We start from the raw sequence: 19,699 nt of genomic DNA, 5'->3' as shown, positions 1-19,699 counted from the left end.
TTCCACCCGTTATTTTAAGCGCTTTCATTAGGACGGTAAGACCATCATATACACTCCGCACCCAAAACAAAATATAATCCCTTTTTATTTTTGTTTAATTTTTTACGAAAATAAAAAGTAAATAGAAGGATGTCCTATAGATGGAGGGTGCCAGGTTCCCAAACCAAAAAAACGGACCCCCGCCGCGGCCAGGGTCCAGTAAGAAATGCGCATGAACTATGCTTCATGCACCGATTCCGTGTGTCTGCAGCGGGGAAAGGTGGAACACCCCAGAAAGCTCTTACCATCCCTGCTCTTGCGAGGCACCATATCCGCTCCACACCTGCAGGTTACCGTGGTACGGTGCTCTTGACCACTCTCTTCCGCTCCGGATTCGGGTTGCTGCCGCACCTCCGTCACCTTAAGTGTTGGAATACTCGGAGATGTTACGCGCGGCTTGTCCTTGGTTATTGCCTGCTTTTGGAATATCATCCCTAACAAACTGATCAGCACAGCGAACGCTACCGCCCCCAGAATCCAGTTCACTTCGCTCTTGCGAGCAACCAGATCCGTAATGTCCTGATATCGTTCCATACAACCCGTGAACACAAAATAAGCACCGATTAACCCTATAACCGTAACTATTTTCTCAGGAATGCGACGCAGCAGTTTATATTGTATCCCTATCCCTATGAGAAAATATAAAACCATAATCAGACCAACAAACAACATGGGCTGAAAAACCATGTAATTCATTATTCCGCTAAGCTCATTGCTCATGATTGTCTCTCCCTCTCTATGCCTTGCCTAATAGGCTTGAATACCGAACTTCAACAGCTTCTTGGGCAGGATATCATCCAGATTCTGAATATCCGCATCTTCCAGCTCGATCAGCTTGAATCCGTATTTTTCATAGATATCGAGCTTAACCTTCTTGCGCTCTCTATATCTTTCGTCATTCTCCAAGCCCCAATATTCGATATAGACTTTGCCGACAGGCAGGTAAAAATCGCAGTATACCTCTTCCTCGATAGGTAGCTTCCTCTCATAAGCGTGGACGATCTCAGACATGTAGAGCCAGTTATCGATGAGCATTTCTGCTCTAGAGCGTACATAATGACCATCTGCCGTCCGGTGCTTGGCTTCGAACTTCTCGCGGAACCCGATGGGAGAAGCAACAGTCTTCGCTTCCTCTTTCTGTTCGGCAGGCGTCTCTGCCTGAACTTCAACAACGCTATTCCCTTGTACGGATTGAATAGTTTCAAGCAGACGCTTATTCGTTAGTATACTGACGTTCCATGAAACCGATGGAATCCCCGTCTGCGCGTGCTCAAACTGCCTCCCGCCAAGACTCTCGCCAAGTTTCGTAACCGTCCATCCTTTCACCGACTTCTGGATCATCCCAAGCTCGGACAAGATGGGGTTCATACGGAACTTGGAGATCTGAAAATGTTTGCTGAGTGCTGTGGCATTGATCAGTTTATCCTCTTCCGCAGCTGCAGTACTTAACCTGCTGAGAATACTCTCGTCCCATGCTATGTATGTCCCGTATTGAGGATGCGTCTTCACCATCCCCCCAGCCTCTTTCCCATGGTCAGTGAGTACCCAATTCTCATTCTCCCGCTGAATCAAACCTTGAGACATCATCGTCTGAAACAATTCTTTCGCCTGCATGTTCAGTTCTTTGGCCAACGCCGAGGTGGATTTCTGTGACATGTCGGTAAACAGCCCCGCTTTCAACTATTGTAAGCTATGCATTACACATTAGCCTTTATATCGACAATAGCCTGGTTGTTTTACAGTTTATGAGAAGAAAGGCGCCCCCCGCCTCAGTGCATCGGCAAGCATGGAATAAAGCCGGGGATACTGATTTCCGTTCTTCATTTTTATTTTATAATAAGAACATTTGTTCCCATTTTAGTTGTATAATCTATAGGGTGGCTCACTGTATACAGTATCGAACCCACCATGAAGAGGAGGCAGCGCACATATGACCAACACACAGCAGTATGACCAGAACACCCGCATACGGAACGGTGTACGGGAAGCGGCTCTGCACCATCCGGTGATTCGGGAGTTTGCTTCCAAGCTAGAGCATGCCCAATTGATCGAGACCTTTCTTATTCATCCGTCGCCCGATTCGGAACGCCAACTGAATGATACCTTCCGCCGGTTCTTCTTCCGTCTCCGGTTCACCAAATATCTCGCATCCCTGATCCGGTTCAGCCATGTGGAATTCATGAGAAGCCACTTGAAGCATACGGAGCGACAGCCGCTGGTACTGGACCAACCGACCGGCGGCCGGGAGGAGGGGACGCTCGCCGATCTCCTGCTGACCACAGACATGGAGCTGGACGGAGATGTCGCCACACGCCATCCGCAGCGCTTCCAGATGTCGCTCAAGGACGAACGGCTGTACGAGGCGTTCAGCCGGCTGACGCCGAAGCAGCAGCTGGTCATTACGCTGGCTTACTCCTGGTCCGCAGGGGACCGTGAGATCGCCAATGGACTGCGGGTCTCCCAGCAGGCCGTGTCCAAAGCACGGAACACCGCGCTGAAGCACATGCGCCGCTTCATGACCGCTTCCGGCGGCGGCCCGGCAGGCACTGGGGACAAGGATCGCGGCGGGGGCACATGCCGATAAGGAAGGGAAGAAGGCCCACGCTTACCGCTGGAAGGAGGCCTGACCTATGAACAGCGAAACGCTATACGAACGGGTCAAGCGGGCGCAGCTCGGCGATCAGGAAGCCATGAACGAGATCATCACCGCCTTCCTGCCGCTCATCCGGAGGACATGCCGCAGTGTCCCGCCCCAGGAGCGGGAGGACTGGGAACAAGGATTGATCCTGCGCCTCATGAAGGCCGTGCGCACCTATGATCTTTCGACGGTGCCCGATTTTAGGGACTTCTGCCAAGAGATCGAGTGAGACTTGGGTCTGCCGCGGGTGAGAGGGCAGCAGGACAAGCCGGGAGATTCCGGTGCACCGATATTAACTTGAAAGAAAAGGCAAGCCGTCCAGCGAGCAAACCGCTCTGTCACCACAAACACAACGAAGAGGAGATGCCCCGCGCATCTCCTCTTCGCATTGCCCTCCTCGCGCTCCTCTTCGTATCGCCCAGGCGCCTGCTAATCCTTCAGCGGGATATCGTACAGCCGGATCGCTGTTTGCAACGATTGATGAAGCTGTCGAACTGCTTCCAGAGCCGGCTCCAGGCTCTCCTCGATGCCATCCACGAACAGGTCTACATGCCACTTCAGCGTCGTCCCCAGTTGCCTCCCATTAGGAGTTTCCGGTGGAAGAGCGAAGGGCCTGAGCTGGACTTTCGTCCCGCTCCGCGCGCAGTCCCTGACCCACCAGGCCAAGAACTCGACGGATTGCAGGCCTTCCGGCGAATAATCGAAGCTCATCTCAAACTGGAGCAGTACTTCCTGCTCCAGCCCGCCTCCGGTGCGTAGCAGAGCAGCATGGGGAAGATGTGCGCATGCACTGTACCCCAACATCTCCGTATCGATCGGCTCGAGATTCTCGACTCCGCTTTCAATCCCGGTAATCCCTCTCAACCCGAGAAGTGTATTCTGAAATTGTTCAATGTCGATGGGATAACTACTCATGTTCTGCTCCTCCTTGTGATGCGGCACATCCTCGGCTAACCGATCGTCGATACGACATGGCCGTCCTGGTCTTTAATATGGGTGGGGACGATGTGAACGGTCATCCCCTTGAAAGTGGACAGCGCAATCACGCCTTCCTTCGGCTGCAGCTTCCGGGATAGCTCGGCAGCACTCGCCTCGTCGAGCTTGATCCGAACTTCGTCCTCTCCCTCCTCGAAACCTGGTTGATCCCCCGGCTCCAAGACAACCTGAATATCCGGACCGGACATATACAGCGATTTCCCTTTCCCAATGCGCCCTGCGAGCAGCTTGCCGACGACCCCCGCCTGCTTGGCCCCCAGCCTGAGCGCAGCCGGAGTCCTGCCGAGTAGACGCTTCTTCGCCGCCTCCCAGCCCAATTGGTCCACGTATAAGAACCCGGTGTTGGACCCGTCACATTCCAGCCCTCTCTGCACCGCTTCGGCAATCGCAGGTGTCTGCATGAAGGAATCTCGCGCCAGATCCGTGATGTAAAGCGGCATGTGCTCCTCGCAAGCCTTCAGCACGCCGAGCGTATTCCAGATCTGCATCGCTTCCAGTTCGTCGCCCGTGATACCGACCATCTGCAGGAACTGCACCTGTCCGTTCGGCGTGTCCATGGCCGGAAGCTCGGGGTCTTCGATGAAGGCCAGTGCCGTCAGCTTCGTATCGGCCCCCAGGCAGATCGGACCGTTAGCATCCAGGTAATCGCCCGACCGGAAGACGTTCCCGCTCCGGAACACATATCTGCCCATATTCTGCAGCAAGTTCAGCGCCCAGCCCGGAGGCTCCTCTTCCGTCTCCTCGCGCTTAAGCCGCATGGTCAGTTCAAATCCGTAGCCGCTGTGCTCGGCATCGTCTGATTCTTTATCGTAGAGCTCCGTGAATCCGTATGTAACAAAATGCCAATGAGGCAGAGGCTGCTCCGCCTTGTATGCGCTGATGCCGTCGAGCGGATCAGGGCCTCCCAGGCTGTATCGAATAAGCGTACCGTAATGCTTCGGTTCCTGATCTCCGTAGAGCTTGGACATCGCCTGATCAATAGCATCCCATCCGTGAGACGCTGCTTCTTCGTTCATCGTTGTTCCTCCTCATAGATGCTATATGCCTATTATAGCAAAAGCGAATCTACTCTTCCTTTTTTGGTCTTTCGTTCCATAAGGAAAGAGCCAACACCCGAAGTGGATGACGGCTCCTTATCTCCAACGAAGCATCTTGCGCAGATTTCAAAGCGGATAACAACAGTTCATGGAAAGAGCCGACCCGAAGATCGACCCCCATTCTACGTTTCTGTTTCAAATATGGGCTGATTCAAGCTCGCCACTGATGTTCCCAGTCACACAAATCGAATGCCCCCCGAACAAGTCTCCGTCTGAATAATAAACAGTGAAATTGCCTTCCGGATAGACAGAGATTGTCCAGATTTTAATCGAGTTGATGAATATCTCTTGGGTTATTTCTTCGTACTGAGGCTCATCATCTTGCTCTAACCAATCATTTGCCAAATCGAGCAATTCATCTGCCGCATACGCTTTTAGTCTCTTGTTCCACCCTTCCTGATCACCAAACAACGAATAGGCTGTTTGAAGTGCCAACTTCATTTGGTTCTCATCCGATTGCCACTCAAAGTAGAGTTCTACTCTTCCCCCGTCGAATTGAACTTCTTTTTCAAATAAATCAATCGACTTATCCAATTCAAATGGACCTAATATCTCATCATGATAGAAAACGGGTTTGAAGGATTCCTCTAATACCACATTCAATTCATTATCTTGGTAGGACGGATCAAGAACTTCGATAAACATAAGAGATTTTTCTCCAATTCGGACTCTCAACCTTACCAGACTGTTTGCTTGAAGGACCTCTTTTGCTTTTGATAGTTCACTATTGCTTACAAGCCATTCCAAGCGTGTTCTATCACGTATTAAGGGTTCATCTTCCCCGATCCGTTTCCACGCAATCAAATTAATGGAAGGGTTCCACATGACTTGACCCATTCCTTTACCAGCTCCGACACCGCAAGCTTCTGTAACGCCCGCAATCTCAACAATCTCTTCATCAAAACGTGCATTGAATTCCTGTATTTCTTTTTCTTTCCCTTTTCCCATTTCGTTCCTCCGTTCTTTTTATCTTAATATATCTTATTCGCTTACCTATATGAAGACAGACGTGAGGAAGAGACTGAAGCGATGGCTTGGGGAGAAAGGGGGAAAAAGCCGAGTAAAAATCAGGGTAATTCCTGAAATCCGGTCGGCTCAGTGACAAACTTATTGCGATGAGAATCCCACAGTAACTTCTCATTCGGTGTGTCGAGTGTTCAGCGAGATATATTTATTTTCACAACGTACTACGCCGCAGTTCATAAAAATACTGCACAATGGGATGCTTTAACTTCATCTTCTCGGTCATGTTTACTATTCGCTTTTTTCCAACTCGTCTGTCTACTAAAGCTAGAATATTCATTAAGATATCATTACTCTCTAAGCTCTCCTCTACAGAGGTAGACAAAAACTTAGTAGCTGCAACGATAAAATCTGATCTGCTTAATGAGGCCTGTGCTGACAAAAGCTCCTTTGCGCATTCTGATAGTTTTCTACTTCTTGCAATTACGATTAGACGATCCTCCGGAACGACTCCCTTGGTATCTTTTCGGACCGCTTCAATTTCCTCATGGTTGATAGGAATTTGGATATCTGGATCATTCTTAATTTCCTGCTCCGTCTGATACCATCGGATTGAGCTAGTTGTATCACTCATATGGAGTACGTTCTTTTTATCTACGGCAATATAACAAATCCCAGGTTTATCAGGTAAATAACGGTAACCGGTTGCCCGGTATTCGACCCTTCCATATAACGCAGGACAGAGGAACCCCTCCAGATTTTGCTTCACTTTGCTCCAGGTCATGTATTCTCCTATGTTCTCAAAGCCTACTGCCAGGATTTGCGGCTGTCAGGCTTTCTTTTTGAATGATAAGAAAATAGGGGCGCAGCCTAGTTAGGCTGTCCCCTCCATTCCATCAATGATATGCACTCCACATGGTGCCGTATTCGTAAACATCATCCCCATGTGGGCATCATGCTCTTCCTACTACTTCCCCTCATACGCCTTTGTCGCTGCATCCAGCATCGACTGCCAGTTATCGAACCCTGTCTCCCGGGCTACATGCCGGTCGAACAGCTCGCCGTGGAGGTTGTTGATCTCCTCATGCGTCTCCGCCTGGAAGTTGCCTTTCTCCAGGAACTCCGCGAAGCTCTTGTAGCTGGAATGCTTGCTCATGAACGATTCGTTGAACAGCTTATCCAGCGAGATGTGGTTCGGATCTTCCTCTACTGTCTTCTGACCTTGCAGTTCCTTGAGCAGATCGTCGAACGACATTGGCTTTTGCTTTCTCAAATGACCACCCCATCGATTAATTTTGGTTTGCCTGATTACAGGCTGACTGGCTGACTACTTATCGGACTTATTGCCCTTCGGATTGCCGGAGGCGGCGGCTGTGCCGTCCTGGTTCTTGGTGCCCTTACTCTTATATGGCTTCGGCGCGCTCTTGGCCCGATTGGCGCTAGCCTGCCACCGGTTCCAGCCCTTCTTATCGGTTCCCCGGCCGGTGCCGCCCTTGCCTTTTGCTTTACTCAGGCTTATCACTCCATTATGATGGGTACTTCCCAAAGGATCAAGAGCTGCTTTCTGCGCATCGGCGCTGACGCAACCCCATTCTGCCCTAGTTCCCATACCCCGTTGTTCTATTCGGTGCGCTTGACGCTTGGCTCCTGTCCTACTGCTGCTTCTGCAGCAGGCCGGCCCACTCGGCTTGGAGCCAGGTGTCGAACTCCTCGCCCTTCTCGCCTTCGTAGGTGTCGTAGACATCGGTCCGCGTCTTCTGCAGCTTCTCCTTGAACTCCTCGTACGCGTGGCCTTCCGGCAGGCTCTTCTTCAGGCGCAGGAATACTTTGTTCGCGCCTTTCACGAGCTCGCCCTTCTTACGCGGCGGCAGCTTGACGTCTTCGCCGAAGGCTCTCAGCTTGCGGAACGCCGCTTCCTGCACCGGGAACACGGCATCGCCGCGCAGGACATGCTTCAGCACGTTGATCGTCTGGTCCGTGTTGTACTTGCCCAGCTCTTCCACCGCGGCGAGGCGCTCTCTCCAGTTCGACGTGCGGTTAGCGGCTTTCTTCAGTTCATCGTAGTTCTCGGGCAGTTCGTACTGTACTTCTGGTTTACTCAATCTATTCATTCTCCTTTGGTTTGTATCCTGGTGGCGGCCATCTTCATACCATAGTTTGCATCATTCGGCAGAATTTCTCCCGCCGGTCCGGTCCGCAGCGCGAAGAATCTTCGGTGAGCCGCTCTGATCCACGATACTATTCATTATACCGCAATCCTTCCGGATCGTGGAACAATTCAGTTACGGTCCAAGTCAAGCCCTGGCATGCTCAGACGGAAGCTTGAGAACCAGCTCATCTCCCCATACATCCCCAGTTTCCCTGAACCCCATACTTTGATAAAGCTTATAGGCCGCGGCGTTGTTGCGGTGGACGGTAAGCCGTATTTCCCGGCATTGGACGAACCGGTCTTTGATATAGGCAATCATCCGGAGCAGGGCGGTTCTTCCATAGCCCTTCCCTTGGTAACCGGCATCAATAAGAAAGCCATTAATCCAATAGGAGTGAGCTGTGTGTTCCTCATAGGCGTGCATGATAAACCCAATCATAACATCTTCATCATAAATAGCGAAAGGAAGATACTCGACATGGTCCCCATCCGGCTTCACATGAACCTTCGCGAGAGAAACGGCAACCGTGGGAACGAATCCGCTCTGGTCCTCTGTTACGGTTAACCGCAGCGCATCCAGCCAATTGTCTCTTGTTACGGGCTGTAACGTTATATTCATACTAAGTATTATTACACCGTCCCCACGTAAGAAAATCAGATTTCTTTTCTTACCAATACCGCGACGCTCTCGACATGCACGGTGTGCGGGAACATGTCGACCGGCTGCACCTGTACGGTGCGGTAGCCGCCGTCCTCGAGCACGCGCAGGTCGCGGGCCAGCGTCGACGGGTTACAGGAGACGTACACCACGCGCTCCGGGCGCATGGCGAGGATCGTCTCCAGCAGCGCCGGATCGCAGCCCTTGCGCGGCGGGTCGACGACGATGACGTCCGGGGCGATGCCCTTGGCGCGCCACGCGGGGATGACAACCTCAGCCGGGCCGGCCTCGAAGGCGGCGTTGCGGATGCCGTTCAGCCGCGCGTTCGCCCGCGCGTCTTCGATGGCTTCCGGCACGATCTCGACGCCGTAGACCTGATCGGCCCGCTGCGCGAGGAAGAGCGAGATCGTCCCGATGCCGCAGTAGGCATCGATGACGGTCTCCCGGCCGGTGAGCGCCGCGTACTCGAGCGCCTTGCCATAGAGCACCTCGGTCTGCACGGGGTTCACCTGGTAGAAGGACCGGGCTGAGATGGCGAAACGGATCTCGCCGATCGTGTCGTAGATGACGTCGCTGCCCCAGAGGGTGCGCGTCTCGTCGCCGAAGATCACGTTGGTCTGGCGGGTGTTGATGTTCTGCACAATGCTGGTCACGCCAGGCACGTCGCGGCGGATCAGGCCGGTGAGCTTATCCGCGTGCGGCAGGTCGCGGCCGCTCGTGACGAGCACGACCATGATCTCGCCGGTGTTGAAGCCGTAGCGGGCGATGACATGGCGCAGCAGGCCGCGGCCGGTCTCTTCGCTGTACGGGCGGATGCCGAGCTCACGCGCGATCTTCTTGACGGCGCCCACGACGGCGTCGTTGTTCTCATGCTGGATGAGACAGGCCTCCATGTCGATGATCCGGTGGCTGCCCTGGGCGTAGAAACCGCCGACCAGGCCGCCCTCTTCGGTCTCCGCGAGGCCGATCGGCACCTGCGCCTTGTTGCGGTAGCGCCAAGGGTCGCTCATGCCGAGCGTCGGGTGCACGAGGATGCCCTCCTCGCGCTCGCCCACGACTTGCAGCTTGCCGATCCGCGTCAGGTTGTCGATGACGAGCTGGCGCTTCCAGCGCATCTGCGCCTCGTAGCTCAGGTGCTGGAGCTGGCAGCCGCCGCACTGCTTGTAGATCGGGCACGGGGCGTCGATGCGGTCCGGGCTTGCTTCGAGCACGTCGAGCAGCTTGGCGTAGCCGTACTGCTTCTTCACCTTGACGACCTTCAGCCGCACCTTCTCCCCCGGCAGCGCTCCCGGCACAAAAAGGGTATAGCCATTCACCCGGCCTACCCCTTCCCCTTCGTGGCCGATCCCGACGATATCGGCGGTATAGTCTTCGTTCTTCGCGACCGGCAGGCCGCTGAGGTCTTCCGCCTTAGCGGCGTTACCCGGCCGTCTAGGATTTGATTTTGTAGCGGTAGTTCTCGTTGTTGTTTTCCTCGTTCTCGTCATCTTCGTCCACTCCGGGTTTGGTTTTCCATGGCAGCTTCATCAGGTTGATCGCCGGTGTCTTGTAGGTCGACTGGCCGGTCTCATCCACAAAAATATGCAGGTGCTGCGGCAGGTTGGTGAATACGCAGGGCAGCGTGCCGCCGAACTCGCCGTCCAGGTTGACCTGCACATAGTCCGGGGAAGTGACCTGAATCTGCTTCGTCTGCAAGTAGATGACGTTCGGGTCGGCGAGATGCTCGCCGCGCAGCGCCAGGGAGACGACGCGGATGAACTCCGCGAGGTTGCACTTGCGCAGCACGAGCACATCGAACAGGCCGTCGCTCAGCGACGCGTCCGGCGCGAGGCGCTCGAACCCGCCCACGGAGTTGGAGTTCGAGATGAGGAACAGCATGACCTCCTCGTGGAGCTCCACCTCCGCGGTCTTGATATACAGCTCGATGGGCCGCAGGCGGGGCAGCTTCTCGAGTCCCTTCATATAGTAGGCCATCTGGCCGATCATCGTCTTGAGCTTGCTCGGCACCTCGTATGTCAGCTCGGTCATCGACCCGCCGCCCGCGATGTTGATGAAGTACCGCTGGTTCACCTTGCCGACGTCGATCACCCGCGCGTGCTGGTGCAGGATTACGTCCACGGCGGCTTCCCAGTTCCGCGGGATGTTCAGAGCCCGGGCAAAATCATTCGTCGTCCCGAGCGGAATAATGCCGAGGGGCGGCCGGTAATCTTTCTCGGCCATCCCGTTGATGACCTCATACAGCGTGCCGTCTCCGCCCGCCGCGATGATGATATCGAAGCCGCGCTCGATCGCATCGGCTGCCGCCAAGGTGGCGTCCCCTTCGCCGATCGTCGCATGTGTGCTCGTCTCGAGGCCCCCGCGCTCCAGACGCTGCAGCACATCCGGCAGCCGCTTGCGCATCTCTTCCCGGCCCGAGGAGGGATTGTAGATCAGCCTTGCCCGTTTTGCCATTCTCTCTCTCACCCGTTCGTTTCGAAGTTGATAGTGGTTCCGACGCCCATATGGGATAAGGCCCGGCGCTCGATCCAGCGCGGGATGCCGCCGTGAGGCAGCATCGCCGCCCCGTTGTACCGGTATTCCCAGCCGGCGAGCCGCTCCGGGATCACTTCTCTTGTAAAATAGCCTTCGCTCAGGAACACCGGCGCCACGATCACGGAGCAGTCCGGCCGGCGCTTCTTCCACAGGCGCATCTTGAACGGCACCTGATCTGGCAGCAGCATGGCATAATCCGCTTCCGCATAGCCGCCCAGCGCTTTCATCCGTGCTGCGAGCCCTTCGAGCACCCGCCGCCACTGCAGATGGAAGCCCTTCTCGATGCTTCCGTGCCCCACGAGCAGCAGAATCTCGCGCGACGGGTCGGCGGACAGCGGGCCTGCTTTGCCCTGCAGAATCTCCGCCACCTCGGCATCGTCGTCCATGGGAGCGGCGAAGTGCACCCGCGCCCGGATCTCGAAGCGTTCCATGTCGGTCGGCAGCAGCGGCGCATCCTTCACGCCGAGCGCATACGAAATCTCGTCGATGTGCGTGCTCCCCGAAGAGACGAAGAGGGGCACAACGACGAGGTCCGTGCAGCCCAGGCTCTCCAGATGGGTGATCCCGTCCTGGATGAGCCGCCCTTCCACGATCTCGAGGAAGGAAGAATAGATCGGCACCCCGGCCGGCAGGCGCACCGCATCGACCGCTTCGTCGACGAGGCGCACCCAGTCCGCGCTCCGGGAGCCGTGACTTATCACTAATATACCGTATTTTACCACGCCGTATCCCTCCTGACACCCTCCGGGGCCGCCGATCCTCTCATCTTGTCCGGAGCCTGCCGCAGGGCAACGCCAAAAATCCCGCTCGGACCCAGGAGACGGGACAGAGATGCGGGCACCCGCAAGACCCCATAACCATAGGCAGGGCGCCCCTTTCTCCCATACCGCTGCAGAGAAAAAAAGAGCGCCCCGCCTTCCGTTCATGTACCTGCCTGCTCTCGCAGCTCTTAGCGTCCGAGCCGCTCCAACGTCATTTTGTACCCGTCGTTGCCATAGTTGAGGCACCGCTTCACGCGCGAGATCGTCGCCGTCGAGGCTCCGGTCTCCGCTTCGATCTGGTTGTATGTATTGCCCTTGCGGAGCATTCGGGCCACCTCTAACCGCTGGGAGAGCGATTGGATCTCGTTCACCGTGCACAGATCGTCAAAAAATACATAGCACTCTTCTATATCCTTCAGCGTAAGGATCGCTTCGAACAGCTGATCAATCGCCTTGTCGTTCAACTTCTTCAGTTGCATGGTTCCTTCAACCCCTATGATGGTCTGCTGTACGTGCTGCGTCGGCCTGCCATACGGCGGCGATGCGGCTGCATACTTGAACATATTTTCTTCCCATGATGAACGTATTCGACAACCGGGGCAGGATTCCTCCCTTTAGGTTAGCAAAACGTTACTATTTTTATGCGGTAATGGGCTAAACCACCAGCTCCTAGGCAAAAATCCCTGCCACCCGTGACAGGAGTCCATACCGTTCATTCGCCTATCACATACAGTATACAAGGAAACCGACTGCAGAGGAAAGTACGAACGTCCTCAATATGCGACAAGACTATGAAAAAAGGGTTGTGAAACCATGAGCTATCCGAAACAAACGATCATGAGCGGCACTGCGCGCGATCCGAGACCGCATTCCGGCCGGCCTTCGCACTATCACGGCGGCGGGTATCCCGGCCTGCAGAGAGCGCAGACCCGCAGCTTCCTGCAGGGCACGGCGCCAGGAGGCGACTTCACCGGCGGCGGCGTTCCCTTCGGCGGGGGCGGCATCGACTACCCCGGCCTCGGCGGCCAGGTGCCTGCCACGCAGGCGCTCGTCCCGCAGGGAGGCGACGGGGGCGGCGGTCTGGCCGGTCTCCTCGGCGGCGGGGGCGGCGGCCAAGGAGCCGGTGGTGGCGGCGGCGCTCTCGCCGGCTTGCTCGGCGGCGGCACCGGCGGCAAGGGGTTCAACATCGGCCAGATCAAACAGATCGTGGACCGCTTAGGCGGTGTCGAGGGCATCGTCAATACGTTTGGCAAGATGCAATCCGTGGTGCAGAGCGTCTCGCAGATGGCGCCGATGATCAAGCTGCTGCTCGGCTCCTTTGGCAAAGGCAAGAAAGGCGGCGACGATGCCGGCGACGGGCTCGCCCCCGTCCGGCGCAAGCGCCGCAAGCGCAAAGGGCCGGTACGCGGACGCCGCCGCAAAGGCGGTAAGCGGTAAGCGGCTGGAAGCTTGCAGGGAAGGCCGCACCGGTACGTGATGCCGGTGCGGCCTTGTTTTGCGTACTGCCGAGCTGCGGGTCAAGAGGGGAAGTGTCCTTGGCCGGTGCGCTTGGGCAGCACTGCCTCCTCTGCCCCTCCGTCCTTAATCGAAGGCCGATACCGGGCAGCGGACCGGGCGGCATGGCCTGAAGCCAGCGAGTCAGCGGACGAATCTCCAGAAGGGCACTGCCATGTAGGGCGGTGCCCGCATGAAGGGCAGGGAATCCGGCGGCATGGTATCGCCGCATAGCGAACGGCGCGGCTCTTAGAGGCCCTAGGCCCGGCGGGTGCCGCCTGCCTGTTAAGGGAACACCCGCAGGTCCCGTCCCACCGGCCTGGAATATACTTCCCATTGTTCCACAGGCTGGGGAAGCTTAAACCCCGGTTATCTTTTGCCATCGGGACTGGTATCTGCTAAACTTAAGTAAGTATGACACCTCATATTACATACTAACCAAATCGATAAAGAGAAGGATGTGGAGGATTCAATGCTGTTCACCCCGTATACCATCAAAGGACTTACCCTCAAAAACCGGATCGTGATGTCCCCGATGTGCATGTATTCGTGCATGGATGAATCCGGCCTCGTCCAAGATTGGCATAAAATTCACTACCCTGCCCGTGCGGTAGGACAAGTCGGCCTGCTCATCGTCGAAGCTTCGGCGGTAACGCCGCAGGGCCGCATCTCGGTGCACGACCTCGGCATCTGGAGCGACGCGCATACCGAAGGCCACCGCGAGCTCGTGCGGCTCGTCCACGGCCAAGGCGCCAAGATCGGCATCCAGATCGCCCATGCGGGACGCAAGAGCGAAGTGCCGGGCGCGATCGTCGCTCCGTCGGCGGTCGCGTTCGACGAGAAATCGCGTACGCCGGAGGCGCTGTCCGCCGATGGCATCGCCGAGACCGTCGCTGCTTTCGTCGAAGGCGCACGCCGGGCGAAGGAAGCCGGCTATGACGTCATCGAACTCCACGGCGCGCACGGCTACCTGATCAACGAGTTCCTCTCACCGCTGAGCAACCACCGTGAAGACGGCTACGGCGGGGACCGCGACAAGCGCTACCGCTTCCTGCGCGAGATCATCGATGGCGTGAAGACCGTCTGGGACGGCCCGCTGTTCGTCCGCATCTCCGCGAACGAGTACCATCCGGAAGGCAACACGCCGGACGACTACGCGTACTACGCCCGCCTCATGAAGAACCAGGGCGTCGACCTCATCGACTGCTCCTCCGGCGCCATCGTGCCGGCGGCGATCAAGCCGTATCCGGGCTACCAAGTCCCGCTAGCCGAGAAGATCCGCCGAGAAGCCGGCATTGCGACGGGGGCGGTAGGCCTTATCACCGAAGCGCAGCAGGCCGAAGAGATCCTGCAGAACGAGCGCGCCGATCTCGTCTTCCTCGGCCGCGAGCTGCTCCGCGATCCGTACTGGCCGCGCACCGCCGCCAAGGCGCTGCGGGTCGAGCTCGAAGGGCCGAAGCAGTACGGCCGGGGCTGGTAAGCCGCGCGAAGCCGTAAGGCCTCCCTGCTGCCATACGACCATAAAGGATTAGATTGACCCATAACGAACAGCGGCAGCCCATGGACGTGTAGATAAAGTCCTAGGCTGCCGCTGTTTCATTGAATGAACGTTCTCCGGAGTACTATCCTGTGGCCGGATCTTGCCTCAGTACTCGTGTTAAAGAATAACGGCCTCTCCCGCTTTGTAATGCCCCCCATTGTCAAGATACGAATTATTGAGGAATAAGTTATGTCCTCCAATCTCGTAGTCTATTGAATTAGGATGCGATCCGCTCTATCTTGTGCGTGTAGTGTTGGTCGGGCTTAGCACGATTAAGAGACTGGTGAGGGCGCTCCTCATTGTAAAATTGGACATAGCGAGCTATCCCTTTACGCAGCGCCTTGATCCCGAAGCACATTTGTCATACGCCGGTAACCGAAATAAGGGTGCTTCATGTACAGTTCATCGATTCAGTGCATGAGCTGCACATTCTCTTCGCTTTCCCGTTGCTCCTTACCTGGACGGTATACACTTATTCGGTTCACGCTGAGCAGGTCTGCCTGGCGCTTGATGGTAATCTCGGTATGGTCATGCTCCACCATGGCTTCACGGGCTTCCTGCGGTTCATTTGAGACCAGATTTTTTTGAGCCAATCGACCTCAACCGTAAGTTGACCGGCCAGCTTTTCCAGAGGCTCATGTTTGCTCTCGTATTCCTTTTTCAGTTTTTCAGTTTCTTGGGCTTTCTTCTCGAATACCGAGGAAGCACGCTCGAGGAAATCTGCCTTCCACCGCTAATTATAACCGGACTTAATTCGCACTTTGCTGCAATCTCGTTTACGGTCTGCTCTTCACGGAGGACCTCAGGACAACCTATACAACTTTATTCATATAAAGTTTCCCTATAATTACTAATGATGCTCTGAATTTTTCCGTATCGTTCTTCTAATGGTACGGAAAAATCATTCACAAACAACTCATCTTCAGGAAAATTTCTATATAACGTAAGTATAGTTTCAATGCATTCATTCAGTCTCTGCTCATACTCTACGGTCGAGATGTCCCCCCTCTTTGTAATTCTATTAGCAAAAACTTCTTGTAGCTGCCTTTCATTCATTTGATTAATTTGAGCTTTATCGAATGGAACAAATAAAATGTTACACACGATAGAGTTCGGAAACATTTGCTTAATCATAGTTAATCGTTCAAATTGGTTTGGCTCAAAAATTATTGTTTTACCTGATTCTGCTATCATACGTAAGGTTTTACGCTCTACCCCCACATAAAAGCCATAATACTTTCCGACAAAGCAAAGTTTGTCGTCGTAAAGCAACTCAAAAAAATGTTCTTCACTGATGAAAATTCGCTCAGCAGATGTCTCGTCTCCTCGCTTTTGTCTCGTGGTTACAATAGGAACTGTTATAAACGAATCTGGAAATTCTTTAGAGAGCATTCTGAGAATTGTACTTTTACCCGATGCGGAAGGCCCAAACAATGCCACAATTGGGACATTATTCGGTAGAGTGAAATTATTAGCCTTCGTTTTTGTCTCTAAATTCATAAATCATGTCCCCTTATATTTATCAATCTGGAATAAAAAATCACGGATAGCCTGATTAGGTGTGCCCCCCATCAATGGATCTGAATATAATTATGCACACTTACTCCTGTATTTGGAAGTAACAATATTGATTACAAACCCGTAACATATTGAGATAGGCCTTATTGATGTTTATAGCACCTACATTTAGGTTCACGTTAGTCCCGGTAAGAACGACGAGCAATCCTCTGGCGTTGCCGCCGAGCAATGGTCTCGCTGCACTTCGTATGCCGCCGGTCCGGCCGGCTCCCCGATCCGCTCCCTTAATTAATAAAGCTGCTCCCCGGCATCACCCGGAGGAGTAGCTTTTGTTTTACGCATTCATAAACTTCAAGCCCTAATCAAACGATCACGGACTTCTGTCAATGTGAATCCAAGCAGATTTTTCCCTGGCCATAACCAGCCTCAGTACTCGTGTTAAAGAAAAACGACCTCTCTGCTTTCAGAAAGGTCGTTCATTGAATGCCGCTTACGTTGCTTAGGAGATCCCCTTAACCACCTGGGTGAGAGCTTCGTGTACGGACGCAGCTGGACGACCGAGAAGCTTTTCAAAATCATTGCTCACGACTTCGAGTGCGCCTTCCCGAATGCCCTGCTGAATACCTGTAAGAATTGGGATCAAGAAGTCGGGTACGCCCGCGCCTTTCATGATATCAGCATAAGCCGCGTCGTCTACCTGCTGCACAGGAACATGCTTGTTCAATACCACCCCAAGAGCCGACGCAAGTTCTTCTTGAGTCATCAGCTTGCCGGAGAGCTCATAGATCGTATTCTCGTGGCCGTTCCCTGCCAGTACAGCCGCCGCCGCGGCCGCATAATCCTGCTGCATTGCCCATCCCACCTTGCCATTTCCTGCCGAGGTCACCCATGGGGCGCCTGCAAGTACGCCCTGAATGCTTGAAATTTCATTCTCCAGGTACCAGTTGTTGCGCAAGAATGAGTAAGGAATTCCTGTTTTCAGAATCGCTTCCTCTGTTGCTTTATGGGTGGGGGCAAGGAAAATATTGCTGTCCTGTGCATTGGCAAGACTCGTATAAGCAATAAATTGAACCCCGGCATGCACAGCCGCCTCTACCGCATGGGTATGTTGCCGAATCCTTGTTTCGTTGTCTCCATCAGCGGAAATAAGCAGCAAGCGGTCGATCCCTGCAAAAGCAGTGGTTAAGGTTTCAGGACGGTCGAAATCCCCCTGACGCACTTCCACTCTGCGTGCTTTAAATCCCTCTGCTTTCTCAGGATTTCGAACGCTGACCGCCAGTTGGTTGGCCGGTACGGATTTCAACAGCGTCTCTACCACTTTTGTCCCCAATTTGCCTGTTGCGCCAGTCACTAGAATTTTCATTGTCCATTCCTCCAATAATGTTTTGTAATTAAGCTTGTTACAACCATTTCGATTACAACAAAGCCATATAATAAAAGCTCTATGTTGATGAGCTTTTACTTGAACTTGTCGATGAGCTGGTTCAATGTCGTTTGTGCCAGCCTTTGTTCCATGACAGATTGAGCGTCTTTCAATTCGGCTTGAAGGACATTCTCGATATTCCGCCCAACGGGGCATGCAATATTAGGATTCTCGTGCATACGGAACAGTTGGTTCTCCTCCGTCACATTTACCGCACGATAAATGTCCAGCAGTGTAATTTGGGCGGGATCCTTGAGCAAGGTAGCGCCTCCCACACCCGGACGGACATCCACTAACCCCACTTTTTTCAACATCCCCATAATTCGCCGGATGATCACGGGATTCGTATTGACGCTGCCCGCTATAAAGTCGCCCGTGCAATCCTTAGGAATGACTGCAATGAGGGAGAGGATGTGCACTGCAATAGAAAAGCGCGTACTAATCTGCTTCAATAAGTATCACCACCGTTGTAACCAGTATAGTTCTAACTAAACGATTTGTCAATGTGAAGATCTCGCTCCCCTGCAGAAGCGGACATCATGATGAGATTGCCCTTAAGCGCAACTAATCGATACTACAGAAAAAGGGATCAGCTGCCGCGGCACGCTACCCCCTGGTTCCTTACTGGTTTTCTCCGTTACTTGGACTCTGCTCCGATTAAGCTTTTTGTGCGAAGAACACGGCAAAATCCAAATATTTGTACATACAATCCACTTCCGCAAACCCGGCTTCCCTCAGCCATCTAAGTTGATCGCCCGTTTTTGCATTTATATCTACTTTTCTTCTTTCGATAGAAGCCTCGATCGCTTCATGGGAGAGGCCGCTCTGCGAAATATATTCCAGCCACCGCTGTCGATAATAGGCATCCGCCGCTGCGGTTTCACCCTGCGCCTGATCGGCATTCACAAAGATACCGCCATCCTTGAGAGTCTGATGTATCGTCCGAAACAATTGTTTTTTGGCGGCGTGAGTCAAATGATGGATCGATAAAGACGAGATTACAATGTCATACTGCTCGGTAAATGAATAGTCGGAATAATCAGCAACGACATAAGTAACATTCGCAGCATCCCCGAACCTCGAACGGGCGCCCTCCAGCATGTTCTCACTAACATCGATCAGGGTAAAATGCGCATTAGGGTATTTCTGATAAACAAAACCAGAAAACAGCCCCGTTCCTGAGCCTAAATCAAGTATTCGCGGGGAGGCGTCGGCACTCTCCACCAGGGACAAAGCCATCCCATAAAACTCATCAAAACACGGAATAAGCTGACTTCTCTGACGGTCGTAATCGCCGGCGACGGCATCAAATAACTTTTTTACGGATTCGTTCATGGGGCCTGCCTCCTACACCATTTTCCATATTGTAAATAACCAAACCCTATATGTTAAATATATATAGCTTATTCACTATATAGTTAATGCCTATAATTCTGTGACGCCGGTTCTTACGGCCTTAGCAAATGGAGCCGCCATCTACGCCATTGGGCGATATCGCTGGTATTCAAGGCGTTAGAAGGCGCCCACAGCCAGCAGGGATCACCCCAAGGAGTCCTGCATCATTCAGATCGCGGCAGCCAATACGCCTCACTTGAGTATCAAGCATTGCTGGAAAAGCACAAGATGACAGGCAGCATGAGTCGCAAAGGGAACTGCTATGATAATGCTTGTATCGAATCTTTTCATAGTGTGATCAAGAAAGAATTGATCTTCTTGGAGAAATTCAGGACGCGGCAGCAGGCTCGCAAATACATATTTGAATACATCACTTGTTTCTATAATGGTAAGGGAATCCATTCTACCATAGGATACGTCACGCCCAACCAGTACGAACGCATGTACCGATCCGCAGTATAATTCTCTCGGTTTTATGTGTCTACTCTATTGACAG

The 19,699-nt window shown here is 53.7% G+C and carries 24 protein-coding genes and 1 pseudogene; 5 read left to right on the top strand and 20 right to left on the bottom strand.

Annotated elements, in window-relative coordinates; genetic code table 11:
- Window positions 1-216: 216 nt before the first annotated feature.
- A complete protein-coding gene (locus O9H32_RS09740) occupies window positions 217-759 on the bottom strand; it encodes a topoisomerase DNA-binding C4 zinc finger domain-containing protein (RefSeq protein WP_269865837.1) in 543 nt (180 codons plus the stop codon).
- A 27-nt stretch (window positions 760-786) separates the two neighbouring features.
- The gene (locus tag O9H32_RS09735) at window positions 787-1,719 is read right to left on the bottom strand and encodes a glycerol kinase (protein ID WP_269865836.1); all 933 of its coding nucleotides are present in this window, start codon (window positions 1,717-1,719) and stop codon (window positions 787-789) included.
- Between the two features lie 250 nt (window positions 1,720-1,969).
- Here O9H32_RS09735 and O9H32_RS09730 point away from each other — a divergent pair, with 250 nt between their 5' ends.
- Together O9H32_RS09730 and O9H32_RS09725 are read left to right on the top strand one after the other, a co-directional pair.
- The gene (locus O9H32_RS09730; RefSeq protein ID WP_269865835.1) at window positions 1,970-2,623 is read left to right on the top strand and encodes a hypothetical protein; all 654 of its coding nucleotides are present in this window, start codon (window positions 1,970-1,972) and stop codon (window positions 2,621-2,623) included.
- A gap of 46 nt (window positions 2,624-2,669) precedes the next feature.
- Window positions 2,670-2,906 carry a helix-turn-helix domain-containing protein gene (locus O9H32_RS09725; protein WP_269865834.1) on the top strand — a complete coding sequence of 79 codons (237 nt, stop codon included), beginning with the start codon at window positions 2,670-2,672 and terminating at the stop codon, window positions 2,904-2,906.
- Window positions 2,907-3,106: 200 nt separating this feature from the next.
- On the opposite strand, the gene O9H32_RS09720 is transcribed toward O9H32_RS09725, so the two are convergent.
- From O9H32_RS09720 to O9H32_RS09665, 12 genes are all read right to left on the bottom strand, one after another.
- Complete coding sequence (locus tag O9H32_RS09720) at window positions 3,107-3,592, bottom strand: hypothetical protein (protein ID WP_269865832.1); 486 nt, start codon at window positions 3,590-3,592, stop codon at window positions 3,107-3,109.
- Between the two features lie 35 nt (window positions 3,593-3,627).
- The gene (locus tag O9H32_RS09715; RefSeq protein ID WP_269865831.1) at window positions 3,628-4,689 is read right to left on the bottom strand and encodes a suppressor of fused domain protein; all 1,062 of its coding nucleotides are present in this window, start codon (window positions 4,687-4,689) and stop codon (window positions 3,628-3,630) included.
- Between the two features lie 216 nt (window positions 4,690-4,905).
- On the bottom strand, window positions 4,906-5,718 hold the full coding sequence (locus O9H32_RS09710) for a DUF2262 domain-containing protein (RefSeq protein ID WP_269865830.1): 813 nt from the start codon (window positions 5,716-5,718) through the stop codon (window positions 4,906-4,908).
- A gap of 229 nt (window positions 5,719-5,947) precedes the next feature.
- Entirely contained in the window at window positions 5,948-6,517 is a 570-nt protein-coding gene (locus O9H32_RS09705; RefSeq protein ID WP_269865829.1) for an SF0329 family protein, read from the bottom strand.
- 183 nt (window positions 6,518-6,700) lie between these two features.
- Window positions 6,701-6,988, bottom strand: a complete 288-nt coding sequence (locus O9H32_RS09700; RefSeq protein WP_269866060.1) for a hypothetical protein — start codon at window positions 6,986-6,988, stop codon at window positions 6,701-6,703.
- Window positions 6,989-7,060: 72 nt separating this feature from the next.
- Window positions 7,061-7,246 carry a DUF3934 family protein gene (locus O9H32_RS09695; RefSeq protein WP_269866059.1) on the bottom strand — a complete coding sequence of 62 codons (186 nt, stop codon included), beginning with the start codon at window positions 7,244-7,246 and terminating at the stop codon, window positions 7,061-7,063.
- Window positions 7,247-7,385: 139 nt separating this feature from the next.
- Complete coding sequence (locus O9H32_RS09690; RefSeq protein ID WP_269865828.1) at window positions 7,386-7,835, bottom strand: HEAT repeat domain-containing protein; 450 nt, start codon at window positions 7,833-7,835, stop codon at window positions 7,386-7,388.
- A 192-nt stretch (window positions 7,836-8,027) separates the two neighbouring features.
- Window positions 8,028-8,501, bottom strand: coding sequence for a GNAT family N-acetyltransferase (locus O9H32_RS09685; protein ID WP_269865827.1), 474 nt, complete (start codon window positions 8,499-8,501; stop codon window positions 8,028-8,030).
- 35 nt (window positions 8,502-8,536) lie between these two features.
- Window positions 8,537-10,027 (bottom strand): 23S rRNA (uracil(1939)-C(5))-methyltransferase RlmD, encoded by a 1,491-nt coding sequence (gene rlmD / locus O9H32_RS09680; protein ID WP_269865826.1) that lies wholly within the window; start codon window positions 10,025-10,027, stop codon window positions 8,537-8,539.
- Entirely contained in the window at window positions 9,972-10,991 is a 1,020-nt protein-coding gene (locus O9H32_RS09675) for a diacylglycerol kinase (RefSeq protein WP_269865825.1), read from the bottom strand. Before O9H32_RS09675 ends, rlmD begins: the two co-directional genes overlap by 56 nt.
- An 8-nt stretch (window positions 10,992-10,999) precedes the next feature.
- On the bottom strand, window positions 11,000-11,794 hold the full coding sequence (locus tag O9H32_RS09670) for a sirohydrochlorin chelatase (protein ID WP_269865824.1): 795 nt from the start codon (window positions 11,792-11,794) through the stop codon (window positions 11,000-11,002).
- A 227-nt stretch (window positions 11,795-12,021) separates the two neighbouring features.
- Window positions 12,022-12,312 carry a YerC/YecD family TrpR-related protein gene (locus tag O9H32_RS09665; protein ID WP_010494821.1) on the bottom strand — a complete coding sequence of 97 codons (291 nt, stop codon included), beginning with the start codon at window positions 12,310-12,312 and terminating at the stop codon, window positions 12,022-12,024.
- Window positions 12,313-12,646: 334 nt separating this feature from the next.
- Here O9H32_RS09665 and O9H32_RS09660 point away from each other — a divergent pair, with 334 nt between their 5' ends.
- Window positions 12,647-13,270: a hypothetical protein gene (locus tag O9H32_RS09660; RefSeq protein WP_269865823.1), complete on the top strand. Its 624-nt coding sequence runs from the start codon at window positions 12,647-12,649 to the stop codon at window positions 13,268-13,270.
- A gap of 529 nt (window positions 13,271-13,799) precedes the next feature.
- Window positions 13,800-14,807: an NADPH dehydrogenase NamA gene (gene namA / locus O9H32_RS09655; RefSeq protein ID WP_269865822.1), complete on the top strand. Its 1,008-nt coding sequence runs from the start codon at window positions 13,800-13,802 to the stop codon at window positions 14,805-14,807.
- Between the two features lie 277 nt (window positions 14,808-15,084).
- Here namA and O9H32_RS32885 read toward each other — a convergent pair whose 3' ends face one another.
- The 6 genes from O9H32_RS32885 to O9H32_RS09630 form a co-directional block, all read right to left on the bottom strand.
- On the bottom strand, window positions 15,085-15,225 hold the full coding sequence (locus tag O9H32_RS32885; RefSeq protein WP_406627292.1) for an integrase core domain-containing protein: 141 nt from the start codon (window positions 15,223-15,225) through the stop codon (window positions 15,085-15,087).
- A gap of 52 nt (window positions 15,226-15,277) precedes the next feature.
- Complete coding sequence (locus tag O9H32_RS32880; RefSeq protein WP_406627291.1) at window positions 15,278-15,460, bottom strand: hypothetical protein; 183 nt, start codon at window positions 15,458-15,460, stop codon at window positions 15,278-15,280.
- Between the two features lie 229 nt (window positions 15,461-15,689).
- Window positions 15,690-16,367: a nucleoside/nucleotide kinase family protein gene (locus tag O9H32_RS09645; RefSeq protein WP_269865821.1), complete on the bottom strand. Its 678-nt coding sequence runs from the start codon at window positions 16,365-16,367 to the stop codon at window positions 15,690-15,692.
- A gap of 517 nt (window positions 16,368-16,884) precedes the next feature.
- Complete coding sequence (locus O9H32_RS09640) at window positions 16,885-17,748, bottom strand: SDR family oxidoreductase (RefSeq protein ID WP_269865820.1); 864 nt, start codon at window positions 17,746-17,748, stop codon at window positions 16,885-16,887.
- 95 nt (window positions 17,749-17,843) lie between these two features.
- Entirely contained in the window at window positions 17,844-18,260 is a 417-nt protein-coding gene (locus tag O9H32_RS09635) for an Rrf2 family transcriptional regulator (RefSeq protein ID WP_269865819.1), read from the bottom strand.
- 205 nt (window positions 18,261-18,465) lie between these two features.
- Window positions 18,466-19,143 (bottom strand): class I SAM-dependent methyltransferase, encoded by a 678-nt coding sequence (locus O9H32_RS09630; protein WP_269865818.1) that lies wholly within the window; start codon window positions 19,141-19,143, stop codon window positions 18,466-18,468.
- A 129-nt stretch (window positions 19,144-19,272) separates the two neighbouring features.
- Here O9H32_RS09630 and O9H32_RS32875 point away from each other — a divergent pair.
- Window positions 19,273-19,665, top strand: a pseudogene (locus O9H32_RS32875) (transposase); the annotation flags it as partial.
- Window positions 19,666-19,699: the final 34 nt, after the last annotated feature.

Origin of the sequence: Paenibacillus caseinilyticus (genome assembly GCF_027533645.1) — a bacterium.
In the GTDB taxonomy this organism is placed as follows: domain Bacteria; phylum Bacillota; class Bacilli; order Paenibacillales; family NBRC-103111; genus Paenibacillus_G; species Paenibacillus_G caseinilyticus.
This window is presented reverse-complemented; position numbering and strand designations above follow the sequence as displayed.